The sequence below is a fragment of the Streptomyces sp. NPDC087906 genome, assembly GCF_055584925.1.
Map to the genome: position 1 here is coordinate 381726 of NZ_JBVJLC010000006.1, position 15079 is coordinate 396804.

At 69.0% G+C, this 15079-nt stretch carries 16 protein-coding genes; 8 read left to right on the forward strand and 8 right to left on the reverse strand.

Annotated elements, in window-relative coordinates:
• Window positions 1-36: 36 nt before the first annotated feature.
• Both ACZ63I_RS20570 and ACZ63I_RS20575 read right to left on the reverse strand, forming a co-directional pair.
• A complete protein-coding gene (locus tag ACZ63I_RS20570; RefSeq protein WP_469340414.1) occupies window positions 37-963 on the reverse strand; it encodes a phosphotransferase family protein in 927 nt (308 codons plus the stop codon).
• A gap of 257 nt (window positions 964-1220) precedes the next feature.
• Window positions 1221-1667 (reverse strand): anthrone oxygenase family protein, encoded by a 447-nt coding sequence (locus ACZ63I_RS20575; RefSeq protein WP_469340415.1) that lies wholly within the window; start codon window positions 1665-1667, stop codon window positions 1221-1223.
• Window positions 1668-1757: 90 nt separating this feature from the next.
• Between ACZ63I_RS20575 and ACZ63I_RS20580 the strand changes: the two genes are divergently transcribed.
• On the forward strand, window positions 1758-2336 hold the full coding sequence (locus ACZ63I_RS20580) for a TetR/AcrR family transcriptional regulator (RefSeq protein WP_469340416.1): 579 nt from the start codon (window positions 1758-1760) through the stop codon (window positions 2334-2336).
• Between the two features lie 204 nt (window positions 2337-2540).
• On the opposite strand, the gene ACZ63I_RS20585 is transcribed toward ACZ63I_RS20580, so the two are convergent.
• Window positions 2541-3518, reverse strand: coding sequence for a ScbA/BarX family gamma-butyrolactone biosynthesis protein (locus ACZ63I_RS20585; protein WP_469340417.1), 978 nt, complete (start codon window positions 3516-3518; stop codon window positions 2541-2543).
• A 125-nt stretch (window positions 3519-3643) separates the two neighbouring features.
• Between ACZ63I_RS20585 and ACZ63I_RS20590 the strand changes: the two genes are divergently transcribed.
• The 5 genes from ACZ63I_RS20590 to ACZ63I_RS20610 all read left to right on the forward strand — a co-directional run bounded on the left by ACZ63I_RS20590 (window position 3644) and on the right by ACZ63I_RS20610 (window position 8824).
• Window positions 3644-4267, forward strand: a complete 624-nt coding sequence (locus ACZ63I_RS20590) for a ScbR family autoregulator-binding transcription factor (protein WP_469340418.1) — start codon at window positions 3644-3646, stop codon at window positions 4265-4267.
• Window positions 4264-5223, forward strand: a complete 960-nt coding sequence (locus ACZ63I_RS20595; protein WP_469340419.1) for an NAD-dependent epimerase/dehydratase family protein — start codon at window positions 4264-4266, stop codon at window positions 5221-5223. Before ACZ63I_RS20590 ends, ACZ63I_RS20595 begins: the two co-directional genes overlap by 4 nt.
• A 359-nt stretch (window positions 5224-5582) precedes the next feature.
• The gene (locus ACZ63I_RS20600) at window positions 5583-6692 is read left to right on the forward strand and encodes an IS701 family transposase (protein ID WP_469340420.1); all 1110 of its coding nucleotides are present in this window, start codon (window positions 5583-5585) and stop codon (window positions 6690-6692) included.
• 182 nt (window positions 6693-6874) lie between these two features.
• Window positions 6875-8101, forward strand: coding sequence for a Cmx/CmrA family chloramphenicol efflux MFS transporter (locus ACZ63I_RS20605; RefSeq protein ID WP_469340421.1), 1227 nt, complete (start codon window positions 6875-6877; stop codon window positions 8099-8101).
• A 132-nt stretch (window positions 8102-8233) separates the two neighbouring features.
• Window positions 8234-8824, forward strand: coding sequence for a short chain dehydrogenase (locus ACZ63I_RS20610; RefSeq protein ID WP_469340422.1), 591 nt, complete (start codon window positions 8234-8236; stop codon window positions 8822-8824).
• A gap of 127 nt (window positions 8825-8951) precedes the next feature.
• Here the strand turns inward: ACZ63I_RS20610 and ACZ63I_RS20615 are convergent, their stop codons facing one another.
• The 3 genes from ACZ63I_RS20615 to ACZ63I_RS20625 form a co-directional block, all read right to left on the reverse strand.
• Window positions 8952-9863 carry a helix-turn-helix transcriptional regulator gene (locus tag ACZ63I_RS20615; protein ID WP_469340423.1) on the reverse strand — a complete coding sequence of 304 codons (912 nt, stop codon included), beginning with the start codon at window positions 9861-9863 and terminating at the stop codon, window positions 8952-8954.
• A gap of 169 nt (window positions 9864-10032) precedes the next feature.
• Window positions 10033-10725: an EthD domain-containing protein gene (locus ACZ63I_RS20620; RefSeq protein ID WP_469340424.1), complete on the reverse strand. Its 693-nt coding sequence runs from the start codon at window positions 10723-10725 to the stop codon at window positions 10033-10035.
• Window positions 10726-10792: 67 nt separating this feature from the next.
• Window positions 10793-11101 carry a muconolactone Delta-isomerase family protein gene (locus ACZ63I_RS20625; protein WP_041999492.1) on the reverse strand — a complete coding sequence of 103 codons (309 nt, stop codon included), beginning with the start codon at window positions 11099-11101 and terminating at the stop codon, window positions 10793-10795.
• A 416-nt stretch (window positions 11102-11517) separates the two neighbouring features.
• Between ACZ63I_RS20625 and ACZ63I_RS20630 the strand changes: the two genes are divergently transcribed.
• On the forward strand, window positions 11518-12885 hold the full coding sequence (locus ACZ63I_RS20630; RefSeq protein WP_469340527.1) for an MFS transporter: 1368 nt from the start codon (window positions 11518-11520) through the stop codon (window positions 12883-12885).
• Window positions 12886-12988: 103 nt separating this feature from the next.
• A complete protein-coding gene (locus tag ACZ63I_RS20635; protein ID WP_469340425.1) occupies window positions 12989-13405 on the forward strand; it encodes a nuclear transport factor 2 family protein in 417 nt (138 codons plus the stop codon).
• A 76-nt stretch (window positions 13406-13481) separates the two neighbouring features.
• Here the strand turns inward: ACZ63I_RS20635 and ACZ63I_RS20640 are convergent, their stop codons facing one another.
• The gene (locus ACZ63I_RS20640) at window positions 13482-14105 is read right to left on the reverse strand and encodes a tautomerase family protein (protein ID WP_469340426.1); all 624 of its coding nucleotides are present in this window, start codon (window positions 14103-14105) and stop codon (window positions 13482-13484) included.
• Between the two features lie 13 nt (window positions 14106-14118).
• Complete coding sequence (locus tag ACZ63I_RS20645; RefSeq protein WP_469340427.1) at window positions 14119-15069, reverse strand: NADP-dependent oxidoreductase; 951 nt, start codon at window positions 15067-15069, stop codon at window positions 14119-14121.
• Window positions 15070-15079 lie beyond the last annotated feature (10 nt).

Genomic DNA, 15079 nt, shown 5'->3' on the forward strand with positions numbered 1-15079 from the left:
GGAGCAGCGGCTCTCCGTTGCGGCCCGCTACTGGCATCACCCGGTGTGGCGCCACCAGTAGCGCCCGATGATGAGTTCGTTGAGTGACCGCAGCCTGTCCGCGGCCATCGCCGAAGCCGTGTCGGGCTGTTCGAGCGCGACGCGGAGGTCGGAGGCGAGGTGGGCCGCTTCGCGGACCTCGCATTCCGCACGGAGGGTTTCTGGAGAGGTCGCCGTCACCTGGGCGACGACGTCGAGCACGGTCCACGCGTGCGGGCCGCTGAAACGGGCCAGGAAGAACCAGTCGTCGACAGGCTCCCCGAAGCGGGCCCATTCGAAGTCCAGCAGTGCCGTCACGCTCAGATCCCGCACAAGCCAGTTGTCCCAATGGCAGTCCGCGTGGACCGGGACGACTGCCCGTGCACGCAGTGGTGCCCGCTCCGCGATCGCCGTCAGCCCGTCGAGCAGGCGGCGAGGGATGGTTGCGTGCCGGTCCAGGGCGGCGAGGTTCTCCACCTCGGTGAAGAGCGCGGCCCGGCTGGTGAATCCGCCGTGGTCGAGCGGCTCCCTGAGCACCCGTTCGGCGTCGCCCGCAGGCGTCCAGTTATGCAGGCGGTGGAGCCGCTGAACTGCCTCCCGCGCCAACGAGCGCGCGGTCACGCCGTCAACTCCGGGCATGCCCATACCGGGAGACGTTCCCGGCACGCGTGCGTAGCAGGCGTAGCGGACGTCGCGCGTCCCCAACCGGCGGATCCCGCTGTCGAGCAGAGGGGCTGTGAGGCCGGCAGGCAGGTGGGGCGCGAGGGCGATCTCCCGATTCAGACGCGCGTGCCCGGCGGCGTCAATGAGCTTCACGACGACGTCCGAGCCGACGAACACGTGGTGGGAACTGCTCTCAGCGGTTGCCATAGGACCGGGGTCCCGTCCGAGCGTAGTCGCGGCGATCGCGCGAGCGGCGTCGTGCGCCTGCCGCAAGTCGGTCATGAGTACTCCAGGCGTAGACGGTGGCCTTGCCGGTGGGGCCAACTGAGACATGATCGCGTTCATCATTGATCATTGGCGCGCGCAGACGCGTCAGCCGGGTTGCACGTCCCCGCCCGAACTGGACCTGCCGCAGGTGGCGTACCAGGTGACCGGTGTCAGCGGCGACCTGTGCACACCGGCACCTCCGCGGACGCCACGTACGCGGCCGACGCGTGGGGAGCCAGGCGGTTGCAAGCGGCAGGAGCCCGGCCCGCGGGTCACGTGAGGGCGGCCGCCAGCAGGGCGAACGCGGCGATGATGACGCCGACGCGGGCGTAGTGGAAGCGGAGCCAGCGGTTCAACTGCTCCTTCCAGTCGTCGGGCCGGTTCTCGGGGGTCCACGTCTTGCCCTGGTTGTTGATCGGGACGAGCAGCAGGAGCGACATGATCACGCTGAGGATGAGCAGCGCGCCGGCGGTGATGACGAGACCGGTGCCGTGGTCGTGCCATCCGGTGGCGGCCCAGGTCGCGACGAGGACGACCGAGCCGATGTACCAGACCGGCATCACGGCGCCGAGCATCCGGCCTCCGTGGGCATGGGCGAGTTGGCCGCTGTCGTCGGGGAGTGCGTTGAAGATCGGGTTCATGACGAAGGCGACGGCGAACTCCACCCCCACCATCACGCCGACGACCACGATGGTGACGACCTCAAGAGCGTGGAACATGACGAACCCCTCAAAATCTAGTGTTGCTAGCTGTTGAGGCAACGCTAGACCTGTTGTTGCTCGATTGTCTAGCGATGCTAGGATCAGATCATGTCGGTACAGGAACGCAAGGAGCGCGAACGGGCGGCCCGCGAGCGTCTCATCGTGGCGACGGCCCGCGAACTCGCCGAGCGGCAGGGCTGGGACGCGGTCACCACCCGCCGGCTCGCCGAGCGCATCGAGTACAGCCAGCCCGTCCTCTACAGCCACTTCCGCGGCAAACGGGAAATCATCGGCGCCGTCGCCCTGGAGGGCGCCACCGAGATGGCCGCGGCGGTACGCGCCGCGACCGCCGCAGCGGACGGCCTCCGCGCCCGGGTCACCGACCTCGCCCGCACGTACCTCGACTTCGCCGAGCGCAACCCGGCGGTCTACGACGCCATGTTCCAGCTCGACGGCGGCCTGCCGTTCGCGGCCGAGGACACCCCGGAACCCCTCAAGGACGCCTTCGCCGCATTGCTGGAGTGCCTGGGAGAAGTCGCCGGGGACGGCGTCGACCCGGGGCTGTTCACCGAAGTGTTCTGGGCGGCCCTGCACGGGGTGGCGACCCTGACCCGGGCGGGGCGGCTGCCGCCGGCGGAAGCAGAGCGGAGGGTGAAGCTGCTGGTGGACCGGCTAGCCATGGTCTGACACACCACCCGGCGGCCACGCACCCGAGATCCCGGCCACTCGCACCCCCGCGGATCATCGCTCCGTCGTCGGCCAGATGGTCGCCATCGTCGCCTGAGTTGGCGAACGCCCTTTGCCTAACCTGTCTGACGGCGAGCAGAATGGACGTCTCGACGACGAAGCCGATGCTGCCGCAGCGCGAGGCGTGCCCGTGCTGACATGACGTCAGAACAGTTGGCCGACATCGTGGTTGGTGGTCGCGTGTCGTGTCTGTGCGGTGAGGGTGGCGGTGAAGGCGGCTTGGTCGTTCTGGATTGCGGTGATCTGCACGTGCGTGCGGTCGTGGGGGAGTTCGGTGTGGGTGGCTTGTATCCAGCAGGGGGCGTCGAGTTCGACGTAGTGGTGGAACTGGGCGTGGAGCGCGGAGGGTACGGCGGGGAGGGGATGGAGAGCGTGTGCTGTCGCTTGGCGGGCGGCTTCGAGGAGGATCATGCCGGGGACATGGTCCATGGGGTGATCGAAGTAGAGCGGGTGTGTGACGTCGACCCGCAATTGCCACAGGCCGGACCGGCCGGTCGGGGCGAGGACTACGTCTTTGTCGTGTGCGCGCCCGACGAGGTGGGGTGGGAGCGGCGCGGGTGGACGGGGAGCGTTCGCCATGGCGAGGTGAACGTCGCCGTAATTGCCGCGCAGCCGCTGATAAAGGGCAGGCGGCTGGTTGTGGAAGCGGGTGTCCGCGGTGCCGATGTGCTCGGTACCGCGGTACATGCGCACGTGCATGGTCAGTGAGGCGAGACGGTCACGGCGGCGCGTGATGTCCTCGCAGTGCACGCGTAGGTCCAGGGCGGCGGCACCGGTGTTCTCACGTAATGCCGCGGGGTGCAGGGTGAGGCGGAAGTGTTCCCATATCTGGCGGTGGTCGAGGGACGCCCCGTAGCCGGTGTGACTGACCAGCGGTATGCACTGCCGCACGCTCTCAGCGAGAAGTGTCTGGTAGTGGGTGCTGTCGGCGGCGTGGTGAAAGGGAGGCCACTGGGCTACCGCGGTGAAGGTGTCATCGCCCGTGTGCCGCCAGTTCTGCAGGAGTACCTGTTCTTCGTCCTTCTTGTGTACGAGCGACCTCGGTACCTTCGCCGACTGTGGCGTGAGGGTACCGTCGTTCGGGCGTGCGCCGGACTGGGGAGCGGGGGCGGCGGCAGGCATCAAGGACCCCTCAGGGGAGGTGAACCGGTGGGAGGTGTGTGAGGTACTGGTCGGCGGGGAGGCATATCCGCGTTCCCCCCATAACCTAGAGAGCGCTCTGTTTCTTTGTCGAGGGGAATTAGTACGTGCATCCACAGCAACAGCGGGCGGTGAAGACGAGAGCGGCGCTGGTCCGTGCAGCCGCCGAGGAGTTTGACCAGCATGGATACGCGGGGACGAGTACCACCAAGATCGTCAGTAGGGCCGGCTGCACCATGGGTGCTCTTTACTTCCATTTTGCGTCCAAGGATGAACTGGCCCGCGCGGTGATGGCCGAGCAGGCCGCAGACCTGCCGGTGGTGCCCGGTCCGCTCGGATTGCAGCACCTCATCGACAGGACGTTCGTGCTCGCGCGCGAGCTGCAGCGGAACGTCCTGTTCCGTGCGGGGGTCCGACTGTCCGTCGAACAGGGGGCGTTCGGCCTCCAGGATGACGCCCCCTATCTGTTGTGGATAGAGGCGTTCAAGGACGAACTGATCGCCGCGCAGGCGCTGGGGCAGCTTCGCGAGGATGTGGTGCCCGCCCAGTTCGCCCGGATCCTGGTGGGCGCCTACAGCGGGGTGCAGCTACTGTCCCGGATCAGCGCCCGGCACCAGGACCTCGTGGAGCGCATCACTGATCTGTGGACGTATCTCTTGCCGGCCGTGGCGGAGCCCCCGGTCTCGGGTGCGCTGAAGATCGGACGGCATCCGGACGAGGGGCACATGTGAGGCCGTGGAGCGTCGTACTGGTCGGAGCGACGGGTTTCGTCGGCTCGGCCGTCCTGCGGCGGTTGGCCATGACTGCGGGGCCAGGCGGCCGGCCGGTCAGGGTCGTCGCCGTCTCGCGCCGAGCCGTCCCCGAGGACCCGAACGGCGTCGTGCGCCGGGTGTCCGCCGACGTGAGTTCTCCGGCGGGCGTGCGCGGCCTGCTCGCCGGCGCGGACGCCCTCGTACACGCCGCGTCCTATGTGGGTAAGGACGCGGAACTGTGCCGTGCGGTCAACATCGACGGCACCAGGCATCTCATGCGCGAAGCCGCCGACGCCGGCGTGGAGCGAATCGTGCAGATCTCCACCTCGGCGGTGTACGGGCCGGGACCGCATCGCGGAGCGGACGTGCCGGACCTGGCGCCGGCCCCTTCTTCGGCGGCCAGTGCGAGCCGGCTGACCGCCGAGAGTTTCACGCTGGGCGCCGGCGGACTCGTACTGCGCCCCAATCTGATCGTCGGACGGGGGGATGTGTGGGTGGTGCCCGCGTTCGCCGAACTGGCCCGCCGTGTCCCGCCGCAGTGGGGCCGCGGCACCGGACTGCAGTCGGTGGTGGACGTGGACGACCTCGCCCGCCTGGTGGCTGCCTCCGTCACCGGCGCCCGCCGTGGCCAAGGGGTTCAGCACGCCGCGCACCCCCGTGCGGTCAGTACCGCCGCCTTACGCGAGGAGCTGAGCCGGCACGGCCTCGCGGCCCCCGCGGACGGCGTCGCCGACTGGGAGACCTGCCGTACGCTGCTGCGGCGCTCCACGGGGAGGTTCGGTGAACGTCAGCTTGAGCTACTGACGCTGGATCACCACTACCTCAGTGACGGAATCTGGTCGCTGCTGGGCGTCGACCCGGGCCCCGGCCCCCTCGCCCGACTCGCGCGAAGCGCCGCCTGGTACCGGCGGGCCGCCGAAGTCAGTACCACCTGACGGCGTTGCCCGGGGGCGCGCGGGCCGGCGACGCCTTGGCCGGAAGTGGGACGTCAGCGCGCGTGTGGTGACCTTCGCGGCGGCGCCCTCGTGAGCCGGGATTGTGCCGTCGTAGCCGTGCGCGGCGAACCCGCCGGCCGCACTTTCGGCGATCCGCCGGAGGGACCGTAACCGCCCCGGGGCCTGACACGGTCATGACTTGCTCAAGTCACCTTGCATCTTCGGTAAGTCGCTGGAAAACAAAGAGAGTGCTCTCTATGTTTGTAGCCTGGACCCGACCACAGCGCCCCGGAGGATGAGTTGTGCAGGACAGCGCCGACATCTGTCGCGACGGAGCCGTTACGCCTGATACGGGTGCGGTGGCACGGTTCGCCGACCGAATCTTCGTCGACCTGACGCGATCGGATCAGCGCGCGCGGGCCAGGGAGTACATGACGGGCCTGCTCGCCACCCCGGGCAAGAAGTCGTTGCGGCGGATGGCGGCCGTGGTCTCCTCGTCCCCGAGGACCTCGCAGGCGCTGCAGCAGTTCCTCAACGACAGCCCCTGGGACTGGCGTCCGGTGCGGCGCGCCCTCGCGTACTGGGTCGCGGAACGGGTGGCGGTGTCGAGTTGGACGGTCTCCGTCGCCGAACTCCCCAAGCGCGGCAGCCATTCGGTGGGAGTGCACCAGCGCTACAGCGACGAGGCTCACCGCACGGTCAACTGCCAGCTCGGGGTCGGCCTCTTCCTGGACGGGGAGGGTGTGGCGCTGCCAGTCGATTGGAGGCTGGTGCTCCCCGGTCGGTGGCGGACCGATCAGGGGCTGCGCGAATCCGCCCGCATCCCCGACGAGCACGAACCGCCCAGCGCCGAGGACTGCATCGGTGATCTTCTTCGGACCGTACGGGAGCCCGGTGGCGGCCGCCGGCCACCGTTTGTGGCCGACCTGACTCGGATGCCGCGGGGCGGCCGATTACTGGGCCTGCTGTCGGAGTCGTGTGAAGGGTTCGTAGCCCGGATTCCCGATAGCGCCGTGGTCTTCCCGACCGGCGGCCCCGAACGGCCGGTGACGGTGAGCCAGCTCGTACGCCGTGCCTCGTTCCCCGGTCCGGCGGCGGACCTCGCCGCCCCTCCCACTTCCGGCCGGCACCAAGTGCGCGCCTGCACGGTCCGGCTGAGACCGGACGGTCCGCTGCACCGACTTGTCCTCGGCTATCCGGAGCAGCTCAAGCAGGCGCCGTTCGCGGTGGTGGCCGACCTCGTGAACGAGAAGCCGGCCGAGATTCTCCGGCTCGCGGGAGCGCCGGCGCGGGCACGCCTGGCCCTGCGTTCCATGCGGCGCGACGGGGGATTGCTGGACTTCGAGGGGCGGTCCTATCCCGGATGGCATCATCATATGACGCTGGTCTCCGCCGCCCACGCCTTTCAACTCCTGGGCGACGTCTCGCCCGCCAGGCGGCCGGCTCCCGAACTGATGCGCGTGGCCTGAGTGTTCCGGCGGGACCCGGCCGGGGAAGCGAATCGGCGTGATCCGGCCGGTGTAGCGACGGCGGGTGCCCGGACTTGCCAAGAAGGCGCCGGGAAGCCTCCACGAGACCGGCCTTTCGCCCGATGCGTGATGCACTGACAGTGTCTTGTTTTCCGGTTTGAGGCGGAAGAGAGAGTTCCCGTATGCCGTTCGTGGTGTATGTCCTCGGCTTGGCCACCTTTGCTCAGGGGACGTCGGAGTACATGCTGTCCGGACTCACTCCTGATATCGCGCACGACATGGGTGTTTCCCTTTCTCTCGCAGGCGCGCTGACGTCGGTGTTCGCAGTCGGAATGGTGGTCGGGGCGCCGCTCATGGCCGCCGTGAGTATCGGCTGGCCACGTCGACGTGCCCTGCTTTCCTGTCTTTCGGTCTTCTTGCTCTCCCATGTTGTCGGCGCGCTGAGTGAGGATTTCTGGCTGCTTCTTGCCATGCGGGGTGTCGCGGCGGTCGCCAATGCCGGATTTCTCGCTGTGGGACTGTCCGCGGCCGCTGCGCTGGTCGAGCCCCGGTTGCGTGGCCGAGCGACGTCGGTGCTGCTCGGCGGGGTGACCGTCGCCTGTGTGATCGGGGTCCCCGCCGGGGCGGAACTGGGAGAGCTGTGGGGATGGCGCGCGGCGTTCTGGGCCGTGAGCATCATTTCCGTACCGGCTGTCATCGCGACGATGCGTTCCGTTCCCCCCTCCACCGAAGAAGCCGGCCAACGGCCGGGCGTCCGGCGGGAGATGCGCGCCTTGAAAAGACCGCAGGTCATTCTGATACTGCTGCTCGCCGCAACAGTCAATGCGGCCACCTTCTGTACGTTCACCTATGTTTCGTCCATCGTGGTGCACGTCACCCGAATTCCTCATGGCTGGGTTCCCGGGGTGCTGGCTCTGTTCGGGGCCGGCGCTTTTCTCGGGGCGAACATCGGCGGCCGACTGGCGGACGCTCGGCCCCGGCAGGTGATCGGATTCGGTAGTGCCGTGCTTCTCCTGGGCTGGGTGGCGCTTTCCTTCGCCGTCACCGATGTGATAGCCACTTTGGCGCTGCTTTTCTTCCTGGGCATGTTGTGGTTCGCGGTGGGATCCACCCTCGTCGCCCGTGCCCTGGAGACGGCCGTGGAGGCACCGATGCTCGGTGGCGGATTCTCGACGGCCGCGTTCAATGTCGGGGCGGCCGTCGGGCCGCTGGTCGGCGGTCTCGGCATGGACGCGGGGCTCGGGTACCGTTCGCCCATCTGGGGGAGCGCGATACTGATGGGATTGGCGTTCCTGGTCATGGGCTGGTTCCGGCTGCGCGACGTGAATCCGGTCGAGGCGGGCGGCCGGCCGGACGACGGATCCCGGCGTGAGCACATGCCGCTGCGCGGACCTGACGCCTCGTTCTGACGGTGGGACCGCTCAAGGTAGTCATCGCAGATGTACCCCTGTGAGAGGGATGGCTGACTTCGTCGCATTCCGCCAGGCTTGTCTCTTGGGCATGACGTGCCCGCGGGAGTCACCTGGGAGAACGGGACTGTGATGAAGATCTTGGTGATCGGTGCGACGGGTACCATCGGCGGAGCGGTGTGTGCCGCATTGAGCAAGCGCCACGAGGTGCTGCGGGCGTCGCGTTCAGGTCCCCTCACGGTCGATATGGCCGACTCGGCCACCGTCGAAGCCCTGCTGGCACAGGTCGGCGATCTCGACGCCGTGGTGTGCTGCGCGGCTGGGGGAGGGATGGCCCCCTTGTTCGGCGGTTCGGGCGAGTTCTGGGCCGGGTTGCGGGAGAAACTGGTCGGCCAGGCGGACCTCGTCCGCAGTGCTGCTCCGTTGCTGCGAAGAGGCGGTTCGATCACACTGACCAGCGGCTACTTCCAGGAGCCGGTGGTGGGCAGCGCCCCGGGACATGTGATCAACGCGGGCGTCGAAGCCTTCGTGTACGCGGCGGCGATGGAGATGCCGGCCGGGGTCCGGCTGAACGCGGTCAGCCCGGGGTGGGTGCGTGAGACCCTGCGGGCACTGGGCGAGGATCCCGCCCGTGGCGTGCCCGCCGCCGAGGTCGCGCGTGCCTACGCGGACCTCGTGGAAGGCAGGGAACACGGTCTGACGCTCGCGGTGGGAGCCCCGTGAACACAACGAAGTAGGCATCGGGCGCCCTCGGTCCTGGCGGCGGTGCCGGTCCGGGCGGGAAGGGGCGCCGCCCGGACCGAGGATCGCTCCGCACGCGGGGCGGGAGCGGATCTGCCGTGCTGTGCCGCTACTGCGCCGGGAAAGGTGCCGCAGGGGTGCCGCCGGCCGTCTTCTCGGCGCCGACTTCCGGGCCGCACAGATCGGCGAGCAGGGCCAGCGCCGCGGCCGAGGGCGAGCCGGGGTCCGCGGTGAAGACGGCCATCCGCTGACCCGCGTCGGTGGACAGGTCCAGCAACTCGTTGTTGAGCGTCAGCGTCCCGACCAGAGGATGGCGGAACTCCCGGGTGAGGTGCGGTACGCACCTGTGCACCGGGTGCGACGCCCACAGCGCCGCGAACTCCTCGCTCTTCATGGTGAGTTCGCCGATCAGCTCGGTCAGCACGAGGTCGTCGGGATACCGGTCCGCGATCAGCCGCAGATCCGCCACGGTGTCCCGGGCCTTGGAACGCCAGTCCGCGTACAGCTCCCGCGTGTGCGGGTCCAAAAAGATCAGCCGCGCGATGTTGGGCCGCTGCCTCGGCTGCCAGGGGCCCTCGAACGGCAGGTGACTGGCCAGCAGCGTGTGGGCCGTGCGGTTCCAGGCCAGGACGTCAGTGCTGCGGCCGATCACCAGGGCCGGCAGGTCCCCGAACCCGTCGATCAGCAGTTGCACGCCGGGGCGAAGCTGCTCGGGACGGGGGTGGCGGCGTGGCTTGGGCGGCCGGTACCGGGCGAGGCTCTGCAGATGGGAGCGCTCGGCCTCGTCCAGCCGCAGGACACGGGCGATCGCGTCGAGGACCGCGTCAGAGGCGTTGGGACTCTGGCCCTGCTCCAGCCGCGTGTAGTAGCCGGCGCTCACGCCCGCGAGTTGGGCCAGCTCCTCACGGCGCAGGCCGGGCACGCGCCGCCGACCGCCGTAGTCGGAGAGACCGACTTCCTCCGGCCTCAGCCGGGCCCGTCGGGTGCGCAGGAATTCACCAAGCTCTGATCGGCGGTCCATATCCTCCACCATGCCCTCTCACGCACTGATTCTGCCTGCACCTGTCAGGTGCAGGCAGAATCAGTGTCCCGGCCGACAGGCTCCCGTACCGCGGCCGTCCCGGCAGGTGCTCCCTGCCGGGACCGGTCACTCGCGGGCACCGGCGGCCGGGGAGGCCGGTGGCGGACGGTCAGCGCGGTTCGGGGCCGACGACCCAGTTCTCTCGGACGGCCATGGCGTGCAGGTAGCGCTCGTTGACGAAATTCTTGAAGTCCGCCTCCACGGCAGCGTACTGGGCGGACCTCACCGCGGCCTCAAGGATCGTGGGACTGTCGAACCAGAGGTGGTACGCGGCGTCGAACGGCGGCTCGCTGATCCCGTACCAGGAGTCCCGGGTGAAGGATTGGTCGTAGCGGGCAAGGCCCGGGATCCGGGCCACCAGCGGGGCGTGAACAGTGCGGCTGTGCCGCCGGAACTCCTCCGTGCCCGTGCCCTCACGCCTCTTGGCGAGCAGTACGAGCTTGACGCCGGGCTGCACAGTGTTCTCCGGCACGCCCCTGACCACCGTTTCGGTGTCGGTGTCGAGGACCACCGTGCGCCAGAACGCGGCCCAGTTCGGCTCGTCCAGCCGCGCGCCCTGAAGGAACTCGGGCGTCTGCAGGGAGGCGAGCTGTTCCTCCTCGTTCTTCAGCCAGATCTCGGCGATGCCGTTCCACAGCGGCTCACCGATACCGCTCACGGCAAGTGTTGTGTCGACGGCGTACTTCCTGATCTGCGGGATCTTGCTGGCGAAGCGGACGGCGTGCTGCTCGACCCAGTAGTCGTGAAATTCCTTTTCGCTCATGCCCGGCTTCGGAGCGGCGAAAATGAGCTGATGGATCATGGTGATTCCTCTCGTCGGTCCCGTCGGTTTCTTCGGCGAATCGAGGCGGTGCGGGGGGATCCGTCGGTCAGACGCGGTAGCGGCGCTTGACGTCCTCCGCGAACCCGAGATAGTCCCGCAGCGGCCACACCTCTTCGAATTCGAGGAATTCGCGCATCGGGAGGCGGCCGAGTGCCGTCCGGTCGAGTTCCTCCGCGTCCGGGGAATCGATGATGGCAAGAACACGCTTCTGTGCCGCGACTTTCCAGATACCCACGCAGAAACCCGAGTCGACCGTCTCCTGGGCGTGCTCGGCCTCTTCCTGCTCGATCTCCCACAACTCGTCGAGTGTGATGCGGCCTTCGTGCTTCCACTTCATCTGGACATAGAAAAGCAAGATGACTCCCGGGGGCGTGGCGGACGTCGGCGGTAATCCTGAACGGGTCCGCCGGAACGCTGTCGATGTAACCGCACGCGATGCCGGTAGGAAAAGAAAGAAGAGCCGAAGCGCGGATTTCTCGGCAAGTTGACGCAGTGGGTTCCGTGCCGCGCGGCTGTCCCGGCCAGGACCGCGGGGGCGAAGCCTCTTCCGCGGCCACCGCCCCCCGGATCCTGCACCTGACAGGTGTACCCCCAACAGACGTCTGGGTAAGGCCTCCTGTCCGCTCCAGCCTGGAGACCTGTCCCGCGCAGGGGCCAGGGTGGCCCCGCCGATTTCCTGTGAGAGGCGTTCCGATGGCGGCAACCGATACAAAGCGTGCGACAACCGGGGAGGAGGGGACGACGGACCTCGGACTCCGGGGCTGGCTGGTCCTGTTCACTCTCTGCGGTGCCACGTTCATGACCGGCCTGGACTACTCGGTGGTCACCGTCGCCCTGCCCGCGATCGGCCGCGGCCTGCACTTCGCCGACACCGGTTCGCTCCAGTGGGTGTCGACGGCCTGTCTGCTGCCGACCGCGAGCCTGCTCCCGCTGTTCAGCCGGATATCCGACATGGTCGGCCGGCGCCGCCTGTTCACCGTCGGCGTCGCCCTGTTCGCGGTGTTCTCGCTGTTCGCCGGGCTGGCGGTCGGGCCGGCGATGCTGATCGCCGCCCGGGTGGGACAGGGCGTGGCCGCCTCCATGATCGCCCCCACGGCGATCGCGCTGATGACGACGGTCTTCCCCGAGGGCCCACGCCGCACGAGGGCTCTGGGCATCAACGGTGCCGTGCTCTCCCTCGGTTTCGTGGTCGGCACACTCGCCGGCGGGGTGATCACCAGCGGGCTGAGCTGGCGTTGGACCATGCTGATCCTGGTGATCATCGGTGTCCTGGTGCTGGTCGGCGCCCTTGTCCTGCTTCCCCGGACCGACACGCGCTCCCGCGCCCGACTGGACGTTCCGGGGGCGGCCCTGGCGATGATCGGCCTGTTCGCCCTGGTGTACGGCATCTCGACCGGTGCCCAGGCCGGCTGGGGCAGCGCCTCCACGCTGGCCTCGCTCGTTCTGGCCGTCGTGGCGCTCGCGGTGTTCCTTCTGGCCGAGCGGCGTCACCCGGACCCGCTGATCCCGTTGGCGCTGCTCAACAGGCCGACGGTGAAGTGGAGCGGGCTGCTGGGCTTCATCACCCTGGGCATGTGCGGCGGCACGTCCGTCCTGCTCAGCCTCTACATGCAGGACGTACTGGGCTATTCGGCCCTCGCGACCGGTGCCGGGTTCCTCGCCGAGGGGCTCACCGCTCTCGTGGGCGGCATGTTCGCGGCCAGGATCATCGCGGCTCTGGGCAACGTCGAGACGATGTTCACCGGCCTGCTCGTGCAGGGTGTCGGCACGGCTCTGATGTTCTTCCTGCCGGCGCACGGCGGCTTGGCGCTGCTGCTGGTCACCTCCGGCGCCATGGGGTTCGGGCACGTGCTGACTGTCGTCGCCTTCATCACCACCATGACGTCGGGTCTCCGCGACGACGAGCAGGGCATCGCCGGCGGCCTTTCGCAGTTGCCGCAGTTCCTCGGAGCCATCGGGACCGCCAGCCTTGCCGCTATCGTCACCGCACGGAGCAACGCTCTCGCCGCGACGACGACATCCACGCTCGCCACGCTCGGCGGCCTGCACGTAGCCATGCTGACGGCGGGAATCGTCTGCCTCGTCGGCGCCGTACTGGCCCTGGTCTGCTTGCGCCGTCCCGTGGCGAAAGCCGGCTGACCCCGGCCGCGGCCGGACCTGCCGTTCCGCGCACGCCCCCGTCCGGCCCCGTCCGACACGGTGCCGTGACGGCGTCGCGGCCGGCGCGACGAAAGGACTCGACATGCAGAAATCCGCCCCCGGCACGGACGAGGAGATACGGGCCCGCAACCACGACGCCCTCAGGCGGTACTTCCGGCTGCTGGAGGCCCTCGACATCGACGCGTGGATAGAGCTGTGGGCCCCCGACTGCCAGGTGTCGGCCCCCTACGCCGCCGAAGGTCCCGCGCGCGCCCTGTACGGCCGCGAGGAGCTGCACCGCCACTACGCGGCCGAGGCGGCGAAGTACGTACGGCTGCGCTATCCAGCCACCGAGATCCAACCGCTGCTGCACCCGGGGCGCTTCCTCGCCCGCTGGTTTCCGCACGGCGATCTCGCAGACGGAGGTACGTACCGCAACGAGAACGTCGGCATCTTCGAGTTCGACGCGACCGGGCGGATCAGCCGCTTCGTGGAGTACTTCAACCCCACGTCGCCGTAGTGGCGCACCTGCTCGCACCCGAAAGGGGGCGCCGTCCGGCGACGGCGCCCCCTCATCAGCTCCAGTACGGGCAGGATCAGCTCCAGAAGGCGTCGTTGTCCGCCGCCGCGGTGCCCCCGAACGCCTCACTGCCGGAGACGATGCGGCCGTCCGCCCACTCCAGGGTGTGCAGCACGTCGACAGCCAGGCTGTGCCCGTTCTCCCTCACCGCCGCCTCGCGCAGACGCACCACCACCGTCGTACCGTCCACCAAGGGGTGGCTCCGTTCGGCACGGAAGGTGCCGCCGGTGAGCCGCTCCTGTGCGACGCGGAAGGCGAGCAGTTCCCCGATCCCCTTCTTGACGCCCGAGAGCGGGTGACTGCCGGGCACCGACCAGGTCACGTCGTCGTCCCAGTAGCCCGCGATGAGCTGCCGGTTTCCGCTCGCCAGGGCATCGTAGGCTTCTTCCGTCCGCCGGGCGTTCACCACCTTCTGGTGCTGAAGGGCCGAGGTGGCCAGGGCCTCGAGATTCATCTCGTGGGTGATCACGTTGCCGCCGAAGGCGACGGCGCCGGCCTGCATCTCCTCCACGACGGCGTAGATGTAGGGACGGGACACCTCGCCGAGCACGGAGACGAGGGACTCCGTCAGCTCGCGGGCGACCTCTGCCTTCTGCTCCGTGGTCCAGCCTTCCAGCAGGCTGACGCGAATGATCGGCATCGTTGCGCTCCTCTCAGACCGTCAGGACGATCTTGCCGTGGACATGGCCGGATTCGATCAACTCGTGCGCCTTCGCGGCCTGGTCGAGCGGCAGCACCTCGGCCAGCGTCGGGCGCAGCGCACCCGCTTCCACCAGGGCGGTGATCGACTCCAGATCGGCGCGGTCGGCTTCGACGGTCAGTGACACCGCGCGCAGGCCGCGCCGTTCGGCCTCACGCACGGCCTGCGGCTCCGGCGGCTCCGGCAGGGAGACCAGGACGCCCCCGGAGCGCATGGTGTCCAGCGACCGCAGACCGTACTCGCCGGCCACCGTGTCGATCACCACGTCCACATCGCGGGCGGCGTTCTCGAAGCGGGCGCGGGTGTAGTCGATCGGCTCGTCCAGGCCCATGGCCCGCAGCGCCGAGGCGTCGCCGCGTACCGTGCCGTACAGATACGCGGCCCCCCGCGCGCGGGCGATCTGCACCGCCAGGTGCCCCAACCCGCCGCCGGCGCCGTGCACCAGGACCCTGGACCCTGGCCCCACGCCCCCCACGTTGACCAGGCTCTGCCAGGCCGTCAGCGCGGCAAGCGGCAACGCCGCCGCCTCTGTGTGAGTGAGGGATCCGGGCTTGCGGCCGAGCTGGCCGGAGTCCGCCGTCACGTACTCGGCGTAGCCGGCGCCGACCCGAGGGAAGTTGACCATCCCGTACACCTCGTCGCCCGGGGCGAAGCGGGTGACGCCGGAGCCGACCTCCTCCACGATTCCCGACACGTCCCAGCCCAGGGTCATCGGGAGGCCGCCCTGCGCCGACGAAATGCCGCCGCCCTCACGGGTCTTCACGTCCACCGGGTTGACGCCCGCTGCGCTGACCCTTACGAGGACCTCTGTCCACAGCGGCTCCGGGCGAGGCGCCCGGTCGATCCGCAGTACCTGAGGGCCGCCGAAGGTATGTTGGCGAACCGCTCGCATGGTCATGGCCATGGTGGCTTTC

What these genes read in the sequence shown, in the direction of transcription:
- ACZ63I_RS20570 (WP_469340414.1), bottom strand. Translation starts at nt 963, where the DNA reads ATGACCGACTTGCGGCAGGCGCACGACGCCGCTCGCGCGATCGCCGCG.
- ACZ63I_RS20575 (WP_469340415.1), bottom strand. Translation starts at nt 1,667, where the DNA reads ATGTTCCACGCTCTTGAGGTCGTCACCATCGTGGTCGTCGGCGTGATG.
- ACZ63I_RS20580 (WP_469340416.1), top strand. Translation starts at nt 1,758, where the DNA reads ATGTCGGTACAGGAACGCAAGGAGCGCGAACGGGCGGCCCGCGAGCGT.
- ACZ63I_RS20585 (WP_469340417.1), bottom strand. Translation starts at nt 3,518, where the DNA reads ATGCCTGCCGCCGCCCCCGCTCCCCAGTCCGGCGCACGCCCGAACGAC.
- ACZ63I_RS20605 (WP_469340421.1), top strand. Translation starts at nt 6,875, where the DNA reads ATGCCGTTCGTGGTGTATGTCCTCGGCTTGGCCACCTTTGCTCAGGGG.
- ACZ63I_RS20610 (WP_469340422.1), top strand. Translation starts at nt 8,234, where the DNA reads ATGAAGATCTTGGTGATCGGTGCGACGGGTACCATCGGCGGAGCGGTG.
- ACZ63I_RS20615 (WP_469340423.1), bottom strand. Translation starts at nt 9,863, where the DNA reads ATGGACCGCCGATCAGAGCTTGGTGAATTCCTGCGCACCCGACGGGCC.
- ACZ63I_RS20620 (WP_469340424.1), bottom strand. Translation starts at nt 10,725, where the DNA reads ATGATCCATCAGCTCATTTTCGCCGCTCCGAAGCCGGGCATGAGCGAA.
- ACZ63I_RS20635 (WP_469340425.1), top strand. Translation starts at nt 12,989, where the DNA reads ATGCAGAAATCCGCCCCCGGCACGGACGAGGAGATACGGGCCCGCAAC.
- ACZ63I_RS20640 (WP_469340426.1), bottom strand. Translation starts at nt 14,105, where the DNA reads ATGCCGATCATTCGCGTCAGCCTGCTGGAAGGCTGGACCACGGAGCAG.
- ACZ63I_RS20645 (WP_469340427.1), bottom strand. Translation starts at nt 15,069, where the DNA reads ATGGCCATGACCATGCGAGCGGTTCGCCAACATACCTTCGGCGGCCCT.